The following is a 20642-nucleotide window of genomic DNA, read 5'->3' as shown; positions in this document are numbered from 1 at the left end:
CAGAAAAAAAAAGCAACCTTGATAAATGGAAAAGAATATACATGAAGATTGCGGCGTAGCAATGATAAGATTGCTGAAACCGCTAAGCTACTTCAAAGAGAAGTATGGGACTTGGATGTACGGCTTAAATAAGATGTATCTTATGATGGAAAAGCAGCACAACCGAGGACAAGAAGGTGCCGGTATAGCAAGTGTAAAACTTGAAACACAGCCCGGAAACGAGTATATGTTCCGAGAACGAGCCGAAGGAAAGAATGCCGTTACAGAAATTTTTGCTAATATTCACAAGCAATACAAAGGCTACACCGAGGCAGAAATTGCTGATGTAGATTTCGCACAACGGCATTTGCCTTTTGCAGGCGAACTTTATATGGGGCATTTGCGTTACTCCACAACCGGAAAAAGCGGCTTATCGTATGTTCACCCATTCTTAAGGAGAAACAACTGGAGGGCCAAGAACCTTTCGTTTTGTGGCAACTTCAATATGACAAACCTCAGCGAGATATTCGAACATCTCACTGATTACGGTCAATGCCCGCGCAAATACAGCGACACCTATTTACTTCTTGAATTTATGGGACACCGCTTAGACCGTGAAGTAGAGCGTAATTTTCGTGATGCAAAGGCACTCGGATTAGAGAAATTCGATATTACCCACTATATCGAAGACCATGTAGAAATGAAGAACGTCTTACAAACCACGATGCAATACTTCGACGGAGGTTACGTAATATGTGGTATTACAGGGTCCGGAGAAATGTGCGCTATGCGCGACCCTTGGGGCATTCGTCCAGCATTCTTCTACATGAACGACGAGTATATGGCATTGGCAAGCGAGCGTCCCGTACTCCAAACAACATTCGATTTAAGTTGCGAAGACATAAAAGAACTTCTACCGGGACAAGCACTCATCGTAAATAAACGCGGCGAAAGCTCGCTACACCAAATATTGGAGCCTAAAAGCGATACGGCTTGTTCGTTCGAACGTATTTATTTCTCGCGCGGTTCCGACCGAGATATATATAAGGAACGTAAGAAACTGGGCGAACAACTTACCGAAAAGGTTTTGAAATCAATTGATAATGATACCAATCACACCGTAATTTCTTTTATTCCAAACACTGCTGAAGTGGCTTTCTACGGATTGCTACAAGGTTTCGAGAAGTGGTTAAACACTAAAAAAGCAGAAGAAATAAAAGCTTTAGGAAGTAATGCAACCGATGTAGAGATAGAGAAAATATTAAGTCAGTCTATCCGTTCTGAGAAAGTAGCATGGAAAGACATTAAGCTACGCACCTTCATTACCGAAAGCAATTCGCGCAACGACTTAGCTTCACACGTCTACGACATAAGCTACGAGAGCATTACACCCAACGAAGACAATCTCGTTATCATTGACGACTCTATCGTTCGTGGCACTACACTAAAAGAAAGTATCTTGCGAATACTCGACAGACTTCACCCAAAGAAAATTATCATTGTATCGAGTGCACCACAAATCCGCTATCCCGACTACTATGGCATTGATATGCCACGCTTGGAAGAGTTTTGTGTATTCGGTGCAACTATCGAGTTGATTAAGGAACGCAATATGCAGTCGCTCCTCACTGAAGTCTACGAGGCTTGTAAAAAGGAAGTTGCCAAAGGGAAAGGCGAAACCATTAACAATGCAGTCTGCAAGATTTACGCACCATTTACAGTGGAAGAAATTAATAAAAAGATAGTGGAAATGTTGCGTCCAAAAGGTATGACCACTCCCGTAGAACTTGTTTATCAAAGCATTGAAGGCTTGCACGAAGCCATACCCAACCACAAAGGCGACTGGTATTTTACGGGAAACTTCCCTACTCCCGGCGGAATGCGCCTTGTAAACCAAGCATTCATAAACTTCTACGAGCAAGTTTATCAAAAGTAAATCAGCTATCATTAAATCATCAACATACGAATTAAAATGAGGAATGTAACTTTAGTCTTAAATGACGGTACAGAATTTCATGGAAAATCATTTGGATACGACAAACCTGTTGCTGGCGAAGTAGTGTTCAACACAGCAATGATGGGGTATCCCGAAAGTCTTACCGACCCCTCCTACGCAGGGCAAATGCTTGTTATGACATTCCCCTTGGTCGGTAACTACGGCGTGCCACCATTTACGATAGAGAAAAATCATATTCCTTCGTTTATGGAAAGCGACAAGATTTATGTCTCTGCGCTCATCGTTTCCGATTACACAGAGGAGTATTCTCACTGGAATGCCGTTGAAAGCTTGGCATCATGGCTCAAGCGCGAAAAGGTTCCCGGAATCACGGGCATTGATACACGCGAACTTACAAAGGTATTGCGTGAACACGGCGTAATGATGGGACAAATCATTTTCGACGACGAAGCCGACAACATTCCTACCGCCCACTATGAAGGAGTGAATTTTGTGGACCTTGTTTCTACAAAGGAAATTATCCGTTACAATGAAGGAGGCGGAAAGAAAGTGGTATTGGTAGACTGCGGTGTAAAAGCCAACATCTTGCGCGAATTAATAAATCGCAACATTGAAGTAATTCGTGTACCTTGGAATTATGATTATACATCATTGGAATACGACGGACTTTTCCTTGCCAATGGTCCCGGCGACCCTGATATGTGCAACGATGCAGTAGAGATTATCCGCAAGCAAATGAACGAAAGCACAAAGCCAATATGCGGCATTTGTATGGGAAATCAACTTATGGCGAAGGCTGCCGGCGCAACTATCTTTAAGCTAAAATACGGTCATCGTGGGCACAATCAGCCCGTCAGATTAGTAGGAACAAACCAATGTTACGTTACTTCTCAGAACCATGGCTATGCTGTTGATGCAAAAACATTGGGCAAAGATTGGGAAGAACTCTTTGTAAATATGAACGACGGCAGCAACGAAGGAATCCGCCACAAGGCAAATCCTTGGTTCAGCTCACAGTTCCACCCTGAAGCAAGTTCGGGTCCGATAGATACAGTATTTATGTTTGATAAATTTGTAGAAGCACTGAAATAATGAAAGACGAATCAATAAAGAAAGTCCTGCTACTTGGTTCAGGCGCATTAAAGATAGGTGAAGCCGGTGAATTTGACTATTCCGGTTCGCAAGCACTAAAAGCACTGCGTGAAGAAGGTGTTTCTACCGTTCTCATCAACCCAAACATTGCAACCGTGCAAACATCGGAAGGCGTGGCAGACCAAATTTATTATCTGCCTGTTCAGCCTTATTTCGTAGAACGTGTTATTCAAAAAGAGCGTCCCGATGGCATTCTTTTGGCATTCGGCGGACAAACTGCGCTGAACTGCGGCGTGGAGTTAGACCGCCTCGGCATACTCGAAAAGTACAACGTAAAAGTGCTCGGTACACCCGTAAAGGCGATTATGAACACCGAAGACCGTGAACTTTTCGTACAGCAGTTAGACGAAATCGATGTTAAAACCATAAAAAGCGAGGCTTGCGAAACCACAGAGCAAGCACGCAAGGCAGCAGCAACATTGGGTTATCCGGTTATTATCCGTGCAGCTTACGCATTGGGCGGACTCGGCAGCGGCTTTGCCGATAACGAAGAAGAACTCAACAAACTTTGCGAAAAAGCCTTCTCGTTCTCACCTCAAGTATTGGTGGAAAAGAGCTTAAAAGGCTGGAAAGAAATAGAATACGAAGTGGTGCGCGACCAATACGACAACTGTATTACGGTCTGCAATATGGAAAACTTCGACCCATTGGGTATCCACACGGGCGAGTCTATCGTAATTGCACCTTCGCAAACCCTTACCAACAGCGAGTATCACAAGCTCCGCAAATTGGCAATAAAGATTGTTCGCCACATCGGAATAGTAGGCGAATGTAACGTACAATACGCTTTCGACCCCAAGAGCGAAGACTATCGTGTAATTGAAGTCAATGCACGCCTCTCTCGTTCATCAGCTTTGGCAAGTAAGGCAACAGGCTATCCGCTTGCTTTCGTAGCAGCCAAATTAGGTATGGGTTATGGTTTGTTCGAGTTAAAAAACTCTGTTACAAAAACCACATCGGCTTTCTTCGAGCCTGCACTCGACTATGTTGTCTGCAAGATACCACGTTGGGACTTAAGCAAGTTCCGTGGTGTAGACAAGGAATTGGGCTCGAGCATGAAGTCGGTCGGCGAAGTTATGGCTATCGGTCGCAACTTCGAAGAAGCCATACAAAAAGGCTTGCGCATGATAGGGCAAGGAATGCACGGCTTTGTAGAGAACAAAGAACTTGAAATTGACGATATAGGTGCTGCATTGCGCGAACCTACCGACAAGCGAATCTTTGTTATTTCAAAGGCAATGCACAAAGGCTACACCATTGACCAAATTCACGACCTTACCAAAATCGACCATTGGTTCCTGCACAAGCTAAAGCATATCATTGATGTCGATGAGCAATTAAAGACTTGCAACATCAACACACTCGATAAAGACTTGCTCCGCACAGCAAAGATATACGGCTTCACCGACTTCCAAATCGCCCGTGCAGTAGGTTGGAAGACGAAGTTGGCAACATGCACAAGGCTGTTTTGGTAGTCCGCCGGTTACGTAAAAGCTACGGTATCCTCCCTGTCGTTAAGCAAATCGATACGCTTGCAGCCGAATATCCTGCACAAACCAACTATCTTTACGTTACCTACTCGGGCGTAGCCTCTGACATTAAGTTTGAAACCGACCGCAAGAGTGTCATCGTTCTTGGCTCGGGTGCTTACCGCATCGGTTCTTCTGTCGAATTCGACTGGTGTGGCGTGCAAGCATTAAATACCATTCGCAAGCAGGGCTACCGTTCCATCATGATAAATTATAACCCTGAAACCGTATCGACCGACTATGACATGTGCGACCGTCTCTACTTCGACGAACTCACATTCGAACGTGTTATGGACATCATCGATATGGAAACACCTCACGGTGTAATTGTTTCTACGGGCGGACAAATTCCCAACAACCTTGCCATGTATCTTGATGCGGAGAATGTTCCAATACTCGGAACAAAGGCAAAAGACATCGACAATGCCGAAGACCGTGCCAAGTTCTCAGCCATGCTCAACGATATTGGCGTGAACCAACCGGAATGGCGTGCGCTGACAAGTATGGCAGACATTCAAGATTTCGTAGACCGTGTGGGCTTCCCCGTACTTGTTCGTCCTTCTTATGTTCTTTCCGGAGCTGCCATGAACGTTTGTTCCAACAACGACGAGTTGGAGCGTTTCCTCCGTTTAGCAGCCAACGTAAGCGAAGATCACCCCGTAGTTGTAAGCAAATTCATTGAGAATGCGAAAGAAATAGAAATGGACGCTGTGGCTCGCAATGGCGAGATTATGGCTTATGCCATATCCGAACACATCGAATTTGCAGGTGTCCACTCAGGCGATGCCACCATTCAGTTCCCACCACAAAAGCTATATGTAGAAACCGTGCGTCGTGTAAAACGCATCAGCCGACAAATTGCTAAGGCATTGCATATTAACGGTCCGTTCAACATTCAGTTTATGGCACGCGACAACGACATACTCGTTATTGAGTGTAACCTTCGTGCCAGTCGCTCGTTCCCATTCGTGAGCAAGGTGCTGAAACTGAATTTCATCGATTTGGCTACTAAGATTATGCTTGGCATACCAGTAGAAAAGCCAAATAAAAACCTCTTCGACCTCGATTATGTTGGCATCAAGGCATCGCAATTCTCGTTCAACCGATTGCAGAAAGCCGACCCTGTGCTGGGCGTAGACATGAGTTCGACGGGCGAAGTCGGCTGCATTGGTGAAGATACACACACTGCATTGCTGAAAAGTATGCTCTCTGTCGGACAACGAATACCCGAAAAGAACATACTCCTTTCTACAGGTGGAGCAAAGCAAAAAGCTGAAATGCTCGATGCAGCAAAGATGTTAAAGGCTCACGGTTACAACCTCTTTGCAACCGGTGGTACATCTAAATACCTAACAGAAAATGGTTTAGAGAACACACTGGTATATTGGCCATCTGACGAAGGCAAGCAACCGCAGGCGTTAGACCTTCTCCACGAGAAGAAAATAGATATGGTAGTAAACATTCCGAAAGACCTTACACCACGCGAACTTACCAACGGTTACAAAATCCGCCGTGCATCAATCGACCTCAACATACCATTGCTGACCAACAGCCGCCTTGCAAGTGCTTTCATTGCGGCATTCTGCAATGTGAAGTTAGACGATATTGACATCAAGGCTTGGGGCGAATACTAAGCACCGTTCCATCTGTCCAATAAAGGCTTACACGATACTAACAAACGTGTAAGCCTTTATTTTATAAAACAATAGTTTAGAAATATTTTGCTCTCCCATATATTTTGTTTAACTTTGCAACGATGAATACAAACTATTGCATCTAAGAAAAGATGTATAAATGATGAATAAATTAAATATTAACTATTAAAATGATGGGCAAAAAAGTCCATTACCCAATTTAACTAACAAAATTTTTATATGAAGAAACTGTTACTTTTAGCTTTTACAGCTATCTTAGGAATGAGTGCGAATGCACAGGAAGCATTGGTTTCAGAGCGTCCGGACGGCACCGTTAAGGTTTACGACCGCTCAGGAAAAGGCATTAAACTACAACAAGGGGACGATGGTTCGCTTCAAATGACCAGCCTTAATTTGGCAGAGGCTTCTGAATTTGAAGTTGTTACCATGGCAGACAACAAGACTGTTTATGTAAAAAACCCGATTGTTGCACTTGTTGAGACGTTCTCTGATGTAACTGACCGCTGGGTAAAAGGAAGCATCGAAGGCAACAAAATTACCATTCCACACAAGTCTTTAATCTTCTCGATTAACACCGACCAAGGTACTACAGTAGATATACATATGGGGTATTATGGCATAGAAAGCAATCAGGCTTCTCCGGTCACCCCGGATGTAGACGTAACCTATACTATAGATGGCGACAAAATTACACTTGATGCACCCGGGAAGGATAAGACTTACATCTTGTCATGTATAGCAGCAGACGGTACATGGTTAAGAATGAGCGAATACACAGGTGCTGTGTACACATTCAACAAAGACAAAACTCCAAACGAAATTAAAGCCGTAGAGAAGGAAAACAATGCACAAGCAATTGGCGAAACATATTACGACCTCTCCGGTCGCAAACTTTCTGAACCTACAAAGGGTGTTACCATCAAGAATATTAAGTTCAACGACGGTACGCAAAAGGCTGTAAAATCTATCAACAAGTAAATAAAAACAATTTCATAAAACAAAATAAGCGGTGCACTTAAAGAAGTGCACCGCTTATTTTTGGTCATAAAACATCGAAAGAAATACACAGAGGTTCGGTGTTTACATTCTCTCTATCGCCCGCACAACACGTTGAAGTTTTCATTAGAAGGGTGTCGCAGTATATGCCAAAGACGAAAACAGGACTGTAAAATTTCATGGAAATAACCCATTCTATGGGCGAAAAAAAGCAATAAAACCGTAAAGATTTTTCACAATCCACGCTAACGACTAACTTACTGTTTATCAATACATTACAAAACCTATTGTTTTGCGTTCCAAAACCGTAGGTTTTGCACGGTAAAAGCGTAGGTTTTGCGTTGCAAAACCTACGCTTTTGCAACGTCAAATCGAAATTATCATTTTTCTTGCGAACTATCTTTACAAAATCATAGTTGTTTTCACCCAAAATCATTGTTATACCGTAGGGCTGCAATTCATCGCCTTTCTCATACCCGTGCCGGTTTTCCTTCAGTGTCAGGAACACGATAAATCACGTTCCTACCTGTCAATATACATTGCAAGAACTACATTTTTGCGATACCGAAGGCATTTTCAGAAAGTGCTTTCAGCAAGAAAAGGAAAATCAATTTCTCTATTCGGAATATCTACAATCCCATTAAGGGTTTTACAAAACTTCATCATCAACACCTAATGAGAAGCTATTATCCACGAAAAAAAGAGTATAAAAAACCGCTGAACTCTGAGAGTTCAGCGGCTATTTCTTGATTGTGTAAGTAAATTTAATTACTTAACTGAATCAGCCGGAGTAGCTGCTGCTGCAGAATCACCGTGGAGTGAGTCGTTCTGCATGCTATCTGTCATTTCAGTTGAATCAACTTTAGTTGTGTCTGCGTCACCAGCTGGTTTGCTGTTACCACCACAAGATGCGAAAGAGATAGCTACGAAAGCTACTGCTACAAAAAATAATTTCTTCATTTTCTTTGCTTTTTAAATCTGTAAAACGATCATTAGTTTCTTAAAACGATGCAAAGGTAGGTATTTTTTTCAATAGTCGTACGCTTTTTAAAGCTTTTTTTTCACTCTTTCTGTAACTAATTTATATAATGTTGATTATCAGTTAATTATAAACGCTTACTAACTGTTAAATATTACTAACAATAAAGATTATTTTGATTTTATGTTGATTTTATGCCCCCGAAAAACGAAACTTGACGCTAAAGAAGTGTGTTGAGACGTCCAAAAAATGCCCAAATTATATATATAATAAGGTGTAAAGCGCGAAAGTAAACTTTAATCTTGCAAAATAATCTCAACAAGCATGGCGAAATTTGGAGGTATGACGGAATAGCCGTACCTTTGCAGATTATGATTGATACATCTTCGTTTCAAGGTAAAACGGCAAAATTCTATACCTTAGGGTGCAAACTCAACTTCTCCGAAACAAGCACTTTCGCTCGCATGTTGCGAGAAATGGGCGTGCGAGAAGCCAAGAAAGACGAGGCTGCCGATATTTGCCTTATAAACACTTGTTCGGTAACAGAAGTGGCCGACCACAAATGTCGCCAAGCCATTAACCGTATGGCAAGGCAAAACCCTGATGCCTTTATCGTGGTAACAGGGTGCTATGCCCAACTCGAAAGCGAACGAGTGGCAAATATTCCGGGCGTAAACTTGGTATTGGGAAGCAACGAAAAGGCTGACTTGATACAGTATTTAAGCGATGCTTGGAACAAATTCGACGGACAAAAACAGCAAGTAACCTTCCGTTCCGTAAAGACAAAAGACATTGTAAAGTTCCAACCCAGTTGTTCAAGGGGCAATCGTACACGCTATTTCCTGAAGGTTCAAGACGGCTGCAACTACTTCTGCACCTACTGTACCATACCTTTCGCACGAGGTTTTTCGCGCAATCCCGACATTGCATCGCTGGTAGCGCAAGCCGAACAAGCAGCAAAGGAAGGTGGAAAAGAGATTGTACTGACAGGCGTAAACATTGGCGACTTCGGCAGAACAACGGGCGAGAGCTTCCTCGACTTGGTAAAAGCCTTAGACCAAGTGGAAGGAATAGAACGTTTCCGAATAAGTTCGCTCGAACCGGATCTTATCGACGACAAACTCATAGAGTACTGTGCGCAGTCGCGTGCCTTTATGCCCCACTTCCATATTCCCCTGCAAAGCGGGTCGGACAAGGTGTTGAAACTGATGCACCGACGCTACGACACGGCACTGTTTGCCCACAAAATAAATCTTATAAAAACTATTACGCCCGATGCTTTCATCGGTGTAGACGTTATGGTGGGCTGCCGTGGCGAAGAACCGCAGCATTTTGAAGACTGCTACAACTTCATTTCGGCGTTGCCAATCACCCAACTCCATGTGTTCCCCTACTCCGAACGCCGGGGCACAGCGGCACTTTCGATACCTTACGTGGTAGACGATAGAGAGAAAAAGCGTCGTGCTCACCGGCTTTTACAGCTGTCCGATGAGATGACACACACATTCTACACCGACCATATAGGGCACGAAGCAGAGGTATTGTTCGAGAAAGCAGTGCGCGGAAAGGCAATGCACGGCTTTACAAAAAACTATATTCGCGTGGAACTATCGCCGACACAGGCGCAGGAAGCATACGATAACCAAATTATGCGAGTGCGCCTTGGCGACTTCAATTTCGATAAATCAGCACTAAAAGTAGAACTGTTATGAAAGTAGCCATTGTTATTTTGAACTGGAATGGGCGCGCTATGTTGCAGCAATATCTGCCTTCTGTGGTGCGCTACTCGCAAGCGGAAGCAGAAGTTATCGTAGCCGACAACGCTTCGACCGACGATTCTTTGCAATGGCTTGCAGAGAATTTCCCCCACATCAGAACCATTGTGCTCGACAAAAACTATGGTTTTGCCGGAGGCTACAATATGGCTTTAAAGCAGGTAGAGAGCGAATACTACATTCTGTTGAACAGCGATGTAGAGGTAACACACCATTGGCTGACGCCCCTTATCGAAGAAATGGACGCCCACGAAGAGATTGCAGCCTGCCAACCCAAGTTGCTTGCCGTGCAAGACAAGGACGCTTTCGAGTATGCAGGAGCTTCGGGCGGTTTCCTCGACAAGTATGGTTATCCTTATTGTCGTGGCAGAATATTCGACAAAGTGGAAAAAGACAACGGGCAATACGATACCAATTCCGAAATATTCTGGCTACGGGAGCTTGCCTTATGATACGTTCAAAAGACTATTGGTCGGTAGGCGGGCTCGACGAACGCTTTTTTGCACACAGCGAAGAAATAGACCTTTGCTGGCGTTTGCAGCTTGCCGGGAAAAAAATATATTGCTTCCCAACCAGCTATGTCTACCACGTAGGAGGCGGAACGCTACCCAAGTCGAACCCGAGAAAGACTTTCCTGAACTTCCGCAACAATCTGACAATGTTGTGGAAAAACCTTCCCGAAGAAGAAATAAAGTCTGTTATGCGCACAAGATGGGTGCTCGACTACCTTGCAGCCTTCGAAATGCTATTGCTGAAGTTCAACCGGGGCGACTTCTTGGCAGTGATAAAAGCGAGAAGAGCTTTCAAAAGATGGCGAAAATCGTTTGAACGGACAAAGCGACAAGGCTATGCCGACAAGCGCACACCTTACTCTGTCTTGTGGCAATATTATGCAAAGAAAAACGATACATTCGATAAATTACAAGAAATATAAGCACGAAAATATTGCACACAACCACTGATTGTGTGCCGAAAACAAGGAAAACAAGGTGCTATATTTTAAGTTTTTTAGCTAATTAGTTGGCAAGTTAAATGTTTTTTAGTATTTTTGCAAACGATACAAGCATATTAAATAAGTTAAGAAAAAGAAGTGAGAAGGTTCTATTACATATTGTTTGCATTGTGCATAGCTTTAACCGGCTGCCACATAAAATTGACACCCGAAGAGGAAGGTGCCAATGGCAACATCGTGGAAATAGAGCGTTACGACCGCTTGGAATATCGCTATCTTACCACGGGCGACTTTTCGGCTCTGCAACAGATGAATACAGAGTACCCAATGGAGACCCGTACACTCATCGAAGACGTTGTGCAACTTGGCAATGCCACCGACCCCGACATTAATACGAAGTTCCTGAAGTTCTATCAAGATACCACTTTACAAGCACTGATAGCATCGGTAGAGTCGGAATATGCCAACATCGACGACCTCAACGAACAACTTAGCGATGCTTTTAAATATCTGAAACACAAGCTACCCGATATGGAAGTGCCACGCATTTATGCGCAAATATCGGCATTAGACCAAAGCATTGTGGTGGGAAACGGCACCGTAGGCATATCGCTCGATAAGTATTTAGGCGAGAATTTCCCACTCTATCTGAAATATTACTCGCCACTGCAACGGCGGCAAATGACACGCGAACACATTGTTCCCGACTGTCTGACGTTCTATTTAATGAGCGTTTACCAACTAAAGGATTTTGAAAGACGACCTCAAATAGAACAAGACCTCCACATTGGCAAGATAAATTGGATAGTAAATCAGGCTTTGGGACACCACGTTTTCCGCACAAAGAGTGTTATTGCAGTAGAAAACTATATGCAGGAACATCACAAGGTGTCGTACGAAGAACTATTAAGAATGACTGATTTCTCTAAGTTTAAGATGCTGTAAACAGGCATTATACACTTCTTATATAATTCGTTGCGGCTCACAGACGACGCAAGAGCAGTCGGAACATTATGAAATAAAAAAAGAGTACTTAATGAAAAGTACTCTTTTTAGTTGGTTGTTATTATTTCTTTTGAGCCTCTTGTCGGATTCGAACCAACGACCCCGAGATTACAAATCACGTGCTCTGGCCAACTGAGCTAAAGAGGCGAGGTGGGCAAGCTGTTCTTATCGCGTCGCTACAACCTTCTGCCCTTGCTACGTTCCCGTCCTGGGGGATTAAAAGGGAGCTGACCGTAAGAGACTTGCCCATATCGTCTTTCCATTTCTGAAAAGCGAATGCAAAGATAGCAAGAATATCTGAAATAAAGCAAGTTCGCAGACCTCTTTTTGCGTTTTTAACAAAAAAACATAATTTTGCAACGGCTATACCTTATATATAATATAATTTCCGTATTTTTGCAGTATGAATTACGAGGAGATAAAACAACTCCGTGCCTACGCACGATACGATGGTATATACTTAGCAATTGTATGGGCGGCAAGTTTCACTTGCTTCTTGGCATCGCCCTTGCTCGGCATTCTTGCCACATTCAGTTCCATACTCACACTGTCTACCCCATTCTTTGTAGCCTATCGGCTGAAGGTTTACAGAGAGATTGGGCTAAACGGCATCATCTCGTTCAAGCGTGCTTACTTCTATTGCATACGTGTCTTTATGAACGCTGCCCTGCTTTTCAGCTTGGCACAATGGCTCTATATGACTTTTTTAGACCACGGAAAAGTGGCAAGTATGGTAGCTTCGATAACGTCTTTGCCCGAATACGACGGCTTTTTTGCTGCCTTAGGCATAAGCAGGGAAGAATTTGCAGCAACACTGCCAGAGGCTTTCTCGCCCAATCCGATGGTGATAAACAGCCTGATGTACGAAATATTCTTCGGTGCAATCATCAGTCTTATCGTGTCAGCCATTATGGCACGCAATAAAAAATAAGAGAAACAATACTTGAAAAGATACAATATGGACATATCTGTTATAATACCACTCTACAACGAAAGCGAGAGCTTGCCTGAATTGCACGCTTGGATTTGCAGGGTAATGAAAGCCAACCGCTTCTCTTACGAGATTATCTTTGTGAACGATGGCTCTACCGACAACAGTTGGGAAGTTATCCAACGGCTCAGCAAAGAAAATGAAAACGTGCGTGGAATTAAGTTTCGCAGGAACTATGGAAAGAGTCCCGCACTCTATTGCGGCTTTAAAGCAGCGCAAGGCGATGTTGTTATAACAATGGACGCCGACCTTCAAGACTCTCCCGACGAAATTCCTGCGCTATACAAGATGATTACCGAGGAAGGCTACGACCTTGTGAGCGGCTACAAACAGAAACGTTACGACCCACTGACAAAGACCATTCCAACCAAGCTATTCAATGCAACAGCACGGAAAATAAGTGGTGTGAAGAATTTACACGACTTCAATTGCGGACTGAAAGCATACAAGAAGGCTGTTGTGAAGAACATTGAGGTGTACGGAGAAATGCACCGCTATATTCCATACTTGGCAAAAGAGGCAGGATTTAAGAAGATTGGAGAGAAGGTTGTACGCCACCAAGCACGCAAATATGGCTCTACGAAATTCGGAATCAACCGCTTCTTCAATGGCTATCTCGACCTTATAACGCTTTGGTTTTTAACCAATTTTGGTAAGAAACCTATGCACGTGTTCGGCTTACTGGGCAGTTTTGTGTTCTTCATTGGGTTTATTGCCTTCCTTTGGCTTATCATTGAAAAGACAATCAACCTATTGAGTGGCATTTATGGCGATTTGCTCACCAGCCACGCATCGTTCTTTGTTGCACTGACAGCCATGATTTTAGGTACACAACTCTTCCTTGCAGGCTTCTTGGGCGACTTGATAAGCCGCAACAGCGATAGACGAAACGACTACCTTATAGAAGAAGAAATAAACTTATAAAGCAAAGAAAGGATAGGAATATGGCTTTTGCCGTATTCTGCTTCCTTTTCTTTTTGCTCTCTGTTACTCAACCGATAAACACAGATGATTTATGAATAAGAAAACAAATAAAAAACTATTATGGCAATTACCCTTCTTGGCATTGCTCATAATAGGCTCCATTTTCATTATAAAGCAACAGCGTTCTGCTCCCTATCAGCACAACGAAGGACAGGTTTTTGGTACGTTCTATCACATAACATATCAGAGCGAACAGGACTTGCAGAAAGAAATAGAAGCGGAATTAAAGAAAGTGGACAACTCGTTGTCTACCTTTAACAAGCAATCTGTTATTTCAAAGGTGAACAATAATGAAGCTATGAAGCTCGACGAGTTATTTGTGGAAGTTTTCGACAAAGCAAAAACAATATCAAAAGAAACAGATGGAGCTTTCGATATTACGGTTGCGCCGCTCGTAAACTTATGGGGATTTGGCTTTAAGCAAGGAAAAGAGCCGTCAAAGCAAAAGATTGACAGTTTAATGCAACTCGTTGGGTACGAAAAAGTTTCGTTAATAGGGAAAGATGTTAAAAAGACCGACAAACGCATCATGCTCGATTGCTCTGCCATTGCAAAGGGATACGGTTCCGACATGGTGGCACGACTGTTCAGAAAGTACGATATAAAGAACTTTATGATAGAGATTGGTGGCGAAATTGTTGCAAGCGGAAACAGCGAAAGTCGCGTGCCTTGGAAGATTGGCGTGAACAAACCTGTTGAAGACAGCACCAATATAAATACCGAAATACAGACAGTGCTCAACGTAACCAACAAGGCAATGGCAACAAGTGGCAACTATCGCAACTTCTACTATAAGGGTGGTAAGAGATTTGCCCACACCATCGACCCCAAGACAGGCTACCCTGTGCAACATTCGCTGCTTTCAGCAACCGTATTGGCAACTGATTGTGCACTGCCGACGCCTATGCCACAGCCTTTATGGTAATGGGAATGGAGAAAGCAAAGAAGGTTTTGGAAAACCACAAGGAACTTATGGCTTACTTCATCTACACCAACAACCAAGGCAAACTGCAAGTTTGGTATAGCCCGGAGTTGGAAAAGAAAATAGTGCAATAACGTTTTGTCAATAAAGAACCCAACCCGAACGAATGTTTCAAATATACGATAAACTTCTTGAATTACCCTTGTTTCTTGGTATTGGGGCTGCCGATTTAGCCGAAATCGTCAGTACTACGAAGTTTGGATTTATCAAACTGAAACCCAAAGAAACATTGGTAAAGGAGAATGACAGGGGTGGCAGACTCTATTTCCTTATGGACGGCAAGCTATTGGCAGAGAGTTGCGCCGACAACCACAGTTATAGCGTCATCGAAGAAGTTGCCGCACCCACTGCCATACAGCCGGAACGCATGTTCGGACTTGTGCAATTCTACTCTAAAACCTTCGTTGCAGAAACAAAATGCAATATCTTATACATTGATAAAAGCGAAGTCTTGAACCTTGCAAACAACTATCTCATCTTCCGTTTAAACTTTCTGAATATGCTTTCTACGCAGGCACAGCGTTGCAGTCGCCTACCTTGCAGCAGCAACCCAAGGACATTCGGGAGAAGTTCATTCACTTTATAAGAACCCATTGCGACCACCCTGCAGGCAAAAAAACTATCAAAATAAATATGCAAACATTGGCAAACGAATTGCACGAAAGCAGGCTCAATGTTTCAAAAATGCTCAATGCTTTAAACAAAAATAATACTATCGCACTGATGCGAGGCGAAATAAACATTCCTTCATTAGAAAAATTGCGTTAAATCTGTTACGGTCTTTTGCTCATACATAGTTTTTTGTGTAACTTTGTAGCATATTAGAGAGAAAGCAAAACAATGACAGAAAACATAAATAAGGAGGGACAGCAACGCCTGAATCCCTTCTTTGAACCATACAATACACCACACGAAACTGTTCCATTCGACAAAATAACGCTTGCCGACTACGAAGAAGCGATGTTGGAAGGAATACGCCGTGAGGACGAGCAAATAGAGAAAACAATAAACGATCCGGAAGAACCTACTTTCGAAAATACGCTCATTCGTGAAGACGAAGTGGAAGGGCGCAAGCATTATTACGACCTTCTTTCACGCGTAGAAAGTGCGTTTTTCAATATGCTCAGTGCAGAAACCAACGACAAGATGGACGCACTGGCACAGAAAATGAGCCCGATTCTCACCAAGCACGCTAACGATATAAGCCTTAATCCTAAACTTTTCGAACGCATAAAGGCTGTCCACGAGAAGCATCGAGAGCTTACTCCCGAAGAAAGCAAGCTGTTGGAAGAAAGCTACGACGGCTTTGTTCGCAGTGGTGCGCTGCTCAGTGAGGCGGATAAAGACAAGCTACGCAAACTTACCGAAGAAGCAAGTATGCTCGCATTGAACTTCTCTCAAAATGTATTGAAAGAGAACAAAGCATACCAACTACATATTACCGACGAGCAAAAGCTCGACGGACTGCCCGATTCCATTCGTGAAGCAGCTGCTGCAACCGCCAAAGAGAAAGATCTCGAAGGCTGGGTATTCACATTAGACGCGCCGAGTTACGGTCCTTTCCTAATGTATAGCACACAGCGCGACCTACGAGAAGAACTCTATATGGCACACAACACGCTATGTATTAAAACCAATTCGGAAAACAATATCGAAGTTTGTAAACGCTTGGTAAACCTCCGTCGAGAGACGGCACAGCTGTTAGGATACGATACTTACGCCGATTTTGTGATGAAATATCGTATGGCAAGCAATGTAAAGAATGTCTATAAATTGCTTGACGACCTTATTGATGCTTACAAACCAACAGCTATTAAAGAGTACAACGAACTCTGTGAAATTGCTAAAGAGCAAGAAGGGAACGACTTTAAGTTGATGCCTTGGGACACAGCCTACTATGCGCATCAACTGAAATTAGCAAAATACGACCTCGACCCGGAGATTTTGCGTCCTTATTTTGAATTAAACAACGTTATTAAAGGCGTATTCGGTTTGGCAACTCGCTTTATGGCATCACTTTCAAAGAGAACAAAGACATTCCTGTCTACCATTCTGACGTGAAACCGTATGAGGTTTACGACAAAGATGGCTCTTATCTTGCAGTGCTCTATGTCGATTTCTTCCCACGAAAAGGCAAGCGTGCAGGTGCGTGGATGACGGAATACCAAGGCCAACGCATCACGAAAGAAGGCGAAAACATACGTCCACACGCATCGTTGGTAATGAATTTCTCGAAGCCTACCGACGATAAACCGGCACTATTGCGCTTGGGCGAGGTTACAACCTTCCTGCACGAGTTTGGTCATTCGCTACACGGCATCTTTGCAAACAGCCGTTTTGAAAGTCAGTCGGGTACGAATGTATGGTGGGACTTCGTAGAACTTCCATCGCAGTTTATGGAGAACTTCGCCGTAGAAAAAGATTTCCTGCGCACCTTTGCTTTCCATTACGAAACAGGCGAACCCATGCCCGAAGAGCTCATCGAAAAGATTATAGCCAGCCAAAACTTCAATGTGGCAATGGCATGCCTGCGCCAAGTCAGCTTCGGACTATTGGATATGGCTTATTACACACAGAAAGAAGAGTTTAAGGAGGACATTATTCCATTTGAAAAGAAGGCATGGGAAAAAGCCGTCATTGGCGAACAAATCGACGGAACATGTATGACGACACAGTTCTCGCACATCATGTCAGGAGGCTATGCAGCAGGATATTACAGCTACAAATGGGCAGAAGTGCTTGATGCCGATGCTTTCAGCTTGTTCAAAAAGAACGGAATATTCGACAAAACCACTGCTCAAAGTTTCCGCGACAACGTTCTTTCCAAGGGAAGTACCGAGCACCCGATGGTGCTTTACAAGCGTTTTCGCGGACAAGAACCTACCATCGATGCGCTCTTGGAACGCAACGGCATAATAAAAACAAACTAAAGAAAAAGCAATATATATCCGCAAAAACGATATGAAGACCGAAAAGCAAACACTTCTCGACTACCGCTACTTACGCATGGCATGTGTTTGGGCTGAAAACTCCTACTGCAAACGTCGCCAAGTAGGCGCATTGGTGGTGAAAGACAAGATGATTATCAGCGATGGATATAACGGAACGCCCAGCGGTTTCGAGAATATTTGCGAAGACGAAAACAATATTACCAAGCCGTACGTGTTGCACGCCGAAGCCAATGCCATAACCAAATTGGCTCGAAGTGGCAACAACAGCGACGGTTCAACGCTCTATGTAACGGCTGCGCCTTGCATAGAATGCGCCAAACTCATCATTCAGTCGGGCATTAAACGCGTGGTATATGGAGAAAAATACAGACTTACCGAAGGCATCGACCTGCTTGAGCGTGCCAAAATAGAGGTTGAATACTTAAATCTTGAAGGCAATGAGTCAGAACAAGAATAATCGTTTCATGCCCTTGTGGCTGGCACTGTGCGTTGTTATCGGAGTGCTTGTCGGAACATTCTACGCCAATCACTTCTCGGGAAACCGCCTGAACATCATCAATAGCGGTAGCAGCAGGTTGAGCAACTTGCTGCACATCATCGATGACCAGTATGTTGATTCTGTCAATATCGACGAGTTGGTGGAGAAAGCATTGCCCCAAATCCTTGCCGAACTCGACCCCCACTCCGTTTATATCAGTGCAAAAGATGTGCAAATGGCTACCGAAGACCTGAAAGGTTCGTTCTCCGGCGTTGGCATTGAGTTCACTATTCAGCAAGACACCGTACACGTTCAGAATGTCATAAAGAACGGACCGGCCGAAAAGGCAGGCATTCTTGCAGGCGATAAGATAGTAAATATCGACAACAAACCTTTTGTTGGCGACAGTGTTACCAACGAAGAGGCACAGCACAGACTAAAGGGACCGAAGGCTCTAAGGTGAAAGTGGGCGTGAAACGCTTTGGCGAGAAAGACATAAAATATTTCGTACTTACCCGAAACGATATTGCCATGAAGAGCGTTACGGCAACTTATATGCTCAACGACTCTATCGGCTATATCCGCATAAAGAACTTTGGCGAACGCACATACGCCGAAATGCTGACCTCGCTGCAACAGCTGAACCTGCAAGGAGCCGACAAATTGGTTATCGACCTGCGCGATAACGCCGGCGGATACCTTGAAAGTGCAGTGCAAATGGCAGAAGAATTCTTGCGTAAAGACCAACTTATTGTCTACACACAAGGGCGCAAGAGTCCACGACGCGAATACCGCAGCCGAGGAAAAGGCAGCTATCAACAAATTCCTTTGGTAGTACTCATCAACGAAGGTTCAGCGTCGGCTTCCGAAATTTTTGCAGGTGCCATTCAAGACAACGACCGTGGCACTATCGTAGGACGTCGCTCGTTTGGCAAAGGCTTGGTGCAACAACAAATACAGTTCCCCGATGGCAGTATGATTCGATTAACCATAGCACGCTACTACTCGCCTTCAGGACGCTGCATACAAAAGCCTTTCAAGCCGGGAGGCATTGCTGCATACGAGCAAGATATGCTGACACGCTACCAACACGGAGAGTTTTTCTCGCAAGACAGCATAAAACATACAGGTCCAGCCTATCATACCAACAACGGACGCCTCGTTTATGGCGGCGGTGGCATTACACCCGACATCTTCGTACCTGAAGATACAAGCGACGTAACCTCTTATTACAAGGAGGCAGCCATGCGCGGGCTCATTCTGCAATATGCGTTCAAATATACCGATGAGAACCGTCAGACGCTGAAGAAATATACAGAAATGAAGCCGCTCTCGGAGTACTTGACAGGCAGAAACCTTGTGAACGACTTCGCAAACTATGCGGAAAAGAACGGATTGCGACGGAGAAACAATCTTATCAACAAGTCGCACGCATTGTTAGAGAACTACATTTACAGTCGCATCATTTACAATATGCTTGACGAACAAGCGTGGAATCAGTATCTGAACCGTAACGACGATATGATAAAAGCAGCAGAAAAAGTACTCAACAGTGGCGAGGCTTTCCCGAAAGCACCTGCCAAGAAAGAACATTCAACAAAGAAAAAACAAAATAAAACTGCATAAACAAAATGGGGATTATCGAGTCTGACTGACTTGATAAACCCCATTTTTCGTTTCAAACTTTTCGTACTTAACCTTATTATGATGAACAAAACAGAACTCAGAAAAGAGATACGCAACCGTAAACGCCAATATACGCAAGAGCAGCTACAAGCACTTTCTGCGCCCATCATCGACCGTTTGCGCCACCACCCCAAACTCGTTGCAGCAAAAACCATAATGCTCTATCATTCGTTGCCCGACGAAGTATTCACCCATACCTTTGTAGACGAAATGGTGGAAGCAGGCAAAGACGTGCTGTTGCCGGTGGTTATCAGTGAAACTGAAATGGAAATACGACGCTACACCGGCTCTAAAGATATGGCAATGAGTTCGTTTAACATCTTAGAACCCATTGGCGAACTCTTTACCGACTACGACAACATTGAGTTTATAGCCGTCCCCGGTATGAGTTTCGATGCCGACCGCAACCGCCTCGGTCGTGGGAAAGGCTATTACGACCGCTTCTTGAAACAGGCTGAACGAGCTTACAAATTAGGCATCTGCTTCGATTTCCAAAAGCTCGACAGCATTCCTACCGATAAATACGATGAGAAAGTAGACGAGGTACTTTAACCCCAATCGGTCCTTAGGACGCATTTGCTTAGATTTGTT

Annotated in this window: 10 protein-coding genes, 1 tRNA gene, 1 other RNA gene and 6 pseudogenes; 15 read left to right on the top strand and 3 right to left on the bottom strand. The window is 43.8% G+C overall.

Features of this window, described 5'->3' with window-relative positions; translation table 11 throughout:
• The first annotated feature begins 25 nt into the window (after positions 1-25).
• From JCM15124_RS07085 to JCM15124_RS07070, 4 genes and pseudogenes are all read left to right on the top strand, one after another.
• Entirely contained in the window at positions 26-1915 is a 1890-nt protein-coding gene (locus tag JCM15124_RS07085; RefSeq protein WP_024998856.1) for an amidophosphoribosyltransferase, read from the top strand.
• A gap of 36 nt (positions 1916-1951) precedes the next feature.
• Positions 1952-3028 carry a glutamine-hydrolyzing carbamoyl-phosphate synthase small subunit gene (gene carA / locus JCM15124_RS07080; protein WP_024998855.1) on the top strand — a complete coding sequence of 359 codons (1077 nt, stop codon included), beginning with the start codon at positions 1952-1954 and terminating at the stop codon, positions 3026-3028.
• Positions 3028-6251, top strand: a pseudogene (gene carB, locus JCM15124_RS13685) (carbamoyl-phosphate synthase (glutamine-hydrolyzing) large subunit). The gene carA and the pseudogene carB overlap by 1 nt, the downstream one beginning before the upstream one ends.
• Positions 6252-6491: 240 nt before the next feature.
• A complete protein-coding gene (locus JCM15124_RS07070; protein WP_024998854.1) occupies positions 6492-7250 on the top strand; it encodes a hypothetical protein in 759 nt (252 codons plus the stop codon).
• Between the two features lie 786 nt (positions 7251-8036).
• On the opposite strand, the gene JCM15124_RS07060 is transcribed toward JCM15124_RS07070, so the two are convergent.
• Positions 8037-8228, bottom strand: a complete 192-nt coding sequence (locus tag JCM15124_RS07060; RefSeq protein ID WP_024998852.1) for a PG1828 family lipoprotein — start codon at positions 8226-8228, stop codon at positions 8037-8039.
• 390 nt (positions 8229-8618) lie between these two features.
• Between JCM15124_RS07060 and mtaB the strand changes: the two genes are divergently transcribed.
• From mtaB to JCM15124_RS07045, 3 genes and pseudogenes are all read left to right on the top strand, one after another.
• The gene (gene mtaB, locus JCM15124_RS07055) at positions 8619-9959 is read left to right on the top strand and encodes a tRNA (N(6)-L-threonylcarbamoyladenosine(37)-C(2))-methylthiotransferase MtaB (protein WP_024998851.1); all 1341 of its coding nucleotides are present in this window, start codon (positions 8619-8621) and stop codon (positions 9957-9959) included.
• Positions 9956-10956: pseudogene (locus JCM15124_RS13680) on the top strand (glycosyltransferase family 2 protein). The gene mtaB and the pseudogene JCM15124_RS13680 overlap by 4 nt, the downstream one beginning before the upstream one ends.
• A gap of 156 nt (positions 10957-11112) precedes the next feature.
• A complete protein-coding gene (locus JCM15124_RS07045; RefSeq protein ID WP_024998850.1) occupies positions 11113-11919 on the top strand; it encodes a gliding motility protein GldB-related protein in 807 nt (268 codons plus the stop codon).
• 133 nt (positions 11920-12052) lie between these two features.
• Here JCM15124_RS07045 and JCM15124_RS07040 read toward each other — a convergent pair.
• Both JCM15124_RS07040 and ffs read right to left on the bottom strand, forming a co-directional pair.
• Positions 12053-12126 (bottom strand) — tRNA-Thr (locus JCM15124_RS07040).
• A 2-nt stretch (positions 12127-12128) separates the two neighbouring features.
• An RNA gene (gene ffs / locus JCM15124_RS15165) (signal recognition particle sRNA small type) lies at positions 12129-12227 on the bottom strand.
• A gap of 155 nt (positions 12228-12382) precedes the next feature.
• Here ffs and JCM15124_RS07035 point away from each other — a divergent pair.
• The 8 genes and pseudogenes from JCM15124_RS07035 (at position 12383) to JCM15124_RS07000 (ending at position 20603) form a co-directional block, all read left to right on the top strand.
• Complete coding sequence (locus JCM15124_RS07035; RefSeq protein WP_024998849.1) at positions 12383-12910, top strand: DUF4199 domain-containing protein; 528 nt, start codon at positions 12383-12385, stop codon at positions 12908-12910.
• A gap of 27 nt (positions 12911-12937) precedes the next feature.
• A complete protein-coding gene (locus tag JCM15124_RS07030) occupies positions 12938-13894 on the top strand; it encodes a glycosyltransferase family 2 protein (RefSeq protein WP_024998848.1) in 957 nt (318 codons plus the stop codon).
• Between the two features lie 91 nt (positions 13895-13985).
• Positions 13986-15010: pseudogene (locus JCM15124_RS13675) on the top strand (FAD:protein FMN transferase).
• A gap of 32 nt (positions 15011-15042) precedes the next feature.
• Positions 15043-15704 (top strand): annotated as a pseudogene (locus JCM15124_RS13670) (Crp/Fnr family transcriptional regulator).
• A gap of 72 nt (positions 15705-15776) precedes the next feature.
• Positions 15777-17866 (top strand): annotated as a pseudogene (locus tag JCM15124_RS13665) (M3 family metallopeptidase).
• 31 nt (positions 17867-17897) lie between these two features.
• Positions 17898-18344: a deoxycytidylate deaminase gene (locus tag JCM15124_RS07010; RefSeq protein ID WP_024998847.1), complete on the top strand. Its 447-nt coding sequence runs from the start codon at positions 17898-17900 to the stop codon at positions 18342-18344.
• Positions 18325-19991, top strand: a pseudogene (locus JCM15124_RS13660) (S41 family peptidase). Before JCM15124_RS07010 ends, JCM15124_RS13660 begins: the two are co-directional and overlap by 20 nt.
• A gap of 78 nt (positions 19992-20069) precedes the next feature.
• On the top strand, positions 20070-20603 hold the full coding sequence (locus JCM15124_RS07000; RefSeq protein WP_024998846.1) for a 5-formyltetrahydrofolate cyclo-ligase: 534 nt from the start codon (positions 20070-20072) through the stop codon (positions 20601-20603).
• The last annotated feature ends 39 nt before the right edge of the window (positions 20604-20642 follow it).

This window comes from Prevotella falsenii DSM 22864 = JCM 15124, from assembly GCF_000613945.1.
GTDB classification, from domain to species: Bacteria; Bacteroidota; Bacteroidia; order Bacteroidales; family Bacteroidaceae; genus Prevotella; species Prevotella falsenii.
This window is presented reverse-complemented; position numbering and strand designations above follow the sequence as displayed.

What these genes read in the sequence shown, in the direction of transcription:
- JCM15124_RS07030 (WP_024998848.1), top strand. Translation starts at nt 12,938, where the DNA reads ATGGACATATCTGTTATAATACCACTCTACAACGAAAGCGAGAGCTTG.
- JCM15124_RS07060 (WP_024998852.1), bottom strand. Translation starts at nt 8,228, where the DNA reads ATGAAGAAATTATTTTTTGTAGCAGTAGCTTTCGTAGCTATCTCTTTC.
- mtaB (WP_024998851.1), top strand. Translation starts at nt 8,619, where the DNA reads ATGATTGATACATCTTCGTTTCAAGGTAAAACGGCAAAATTCTATACC.
- JCM15124_RS07035 (WP_024998849.1), top strand. Translation starts at nt 12,383, where the DNA reads ATGAATTACGAGGAGATAAAACAACTCCGTGCCTACGCACGATACGAT.
- carA (WP_024998855.1), top strand. Translation starts at nt 1,952, where the DNA reads ATGAGGAATGTAACTTTAGTCTTAAATGACGGTACAGAATTTCATGGA.
- JCM15124_RS07010 (WP_024998847.1), top strand. Translation starts at nt 17,898, where the DNA reads ATGAAGACCGAAAAGCAAACACTTCTCGACTACCGCTACTTACGCATG.
- JCM15124_RS07070 (WP_024998854.1), top strand. Translation starts at nt 6,492, where the DNA reads ATGAAGAAACTGTTACTTTTAGCTTTTACAGCTATCTTAGGAATGAGT.
- JCM15124_RS07000 (WP_024998846.1), top strand. Translation starts at nt 20,070, where the DNA reads ATGATGAACAAAACAGAACTCAGAAAAGAGATACGCAACCGTAAACGC.
- JCM15124_RS07085 (WP_024998856.1), top strand. Translation starts at nt 26, where the DNA reads ATGGAAAAGAATATACATGAAGATTGCGGCGTAGCAATGATAAGATTG.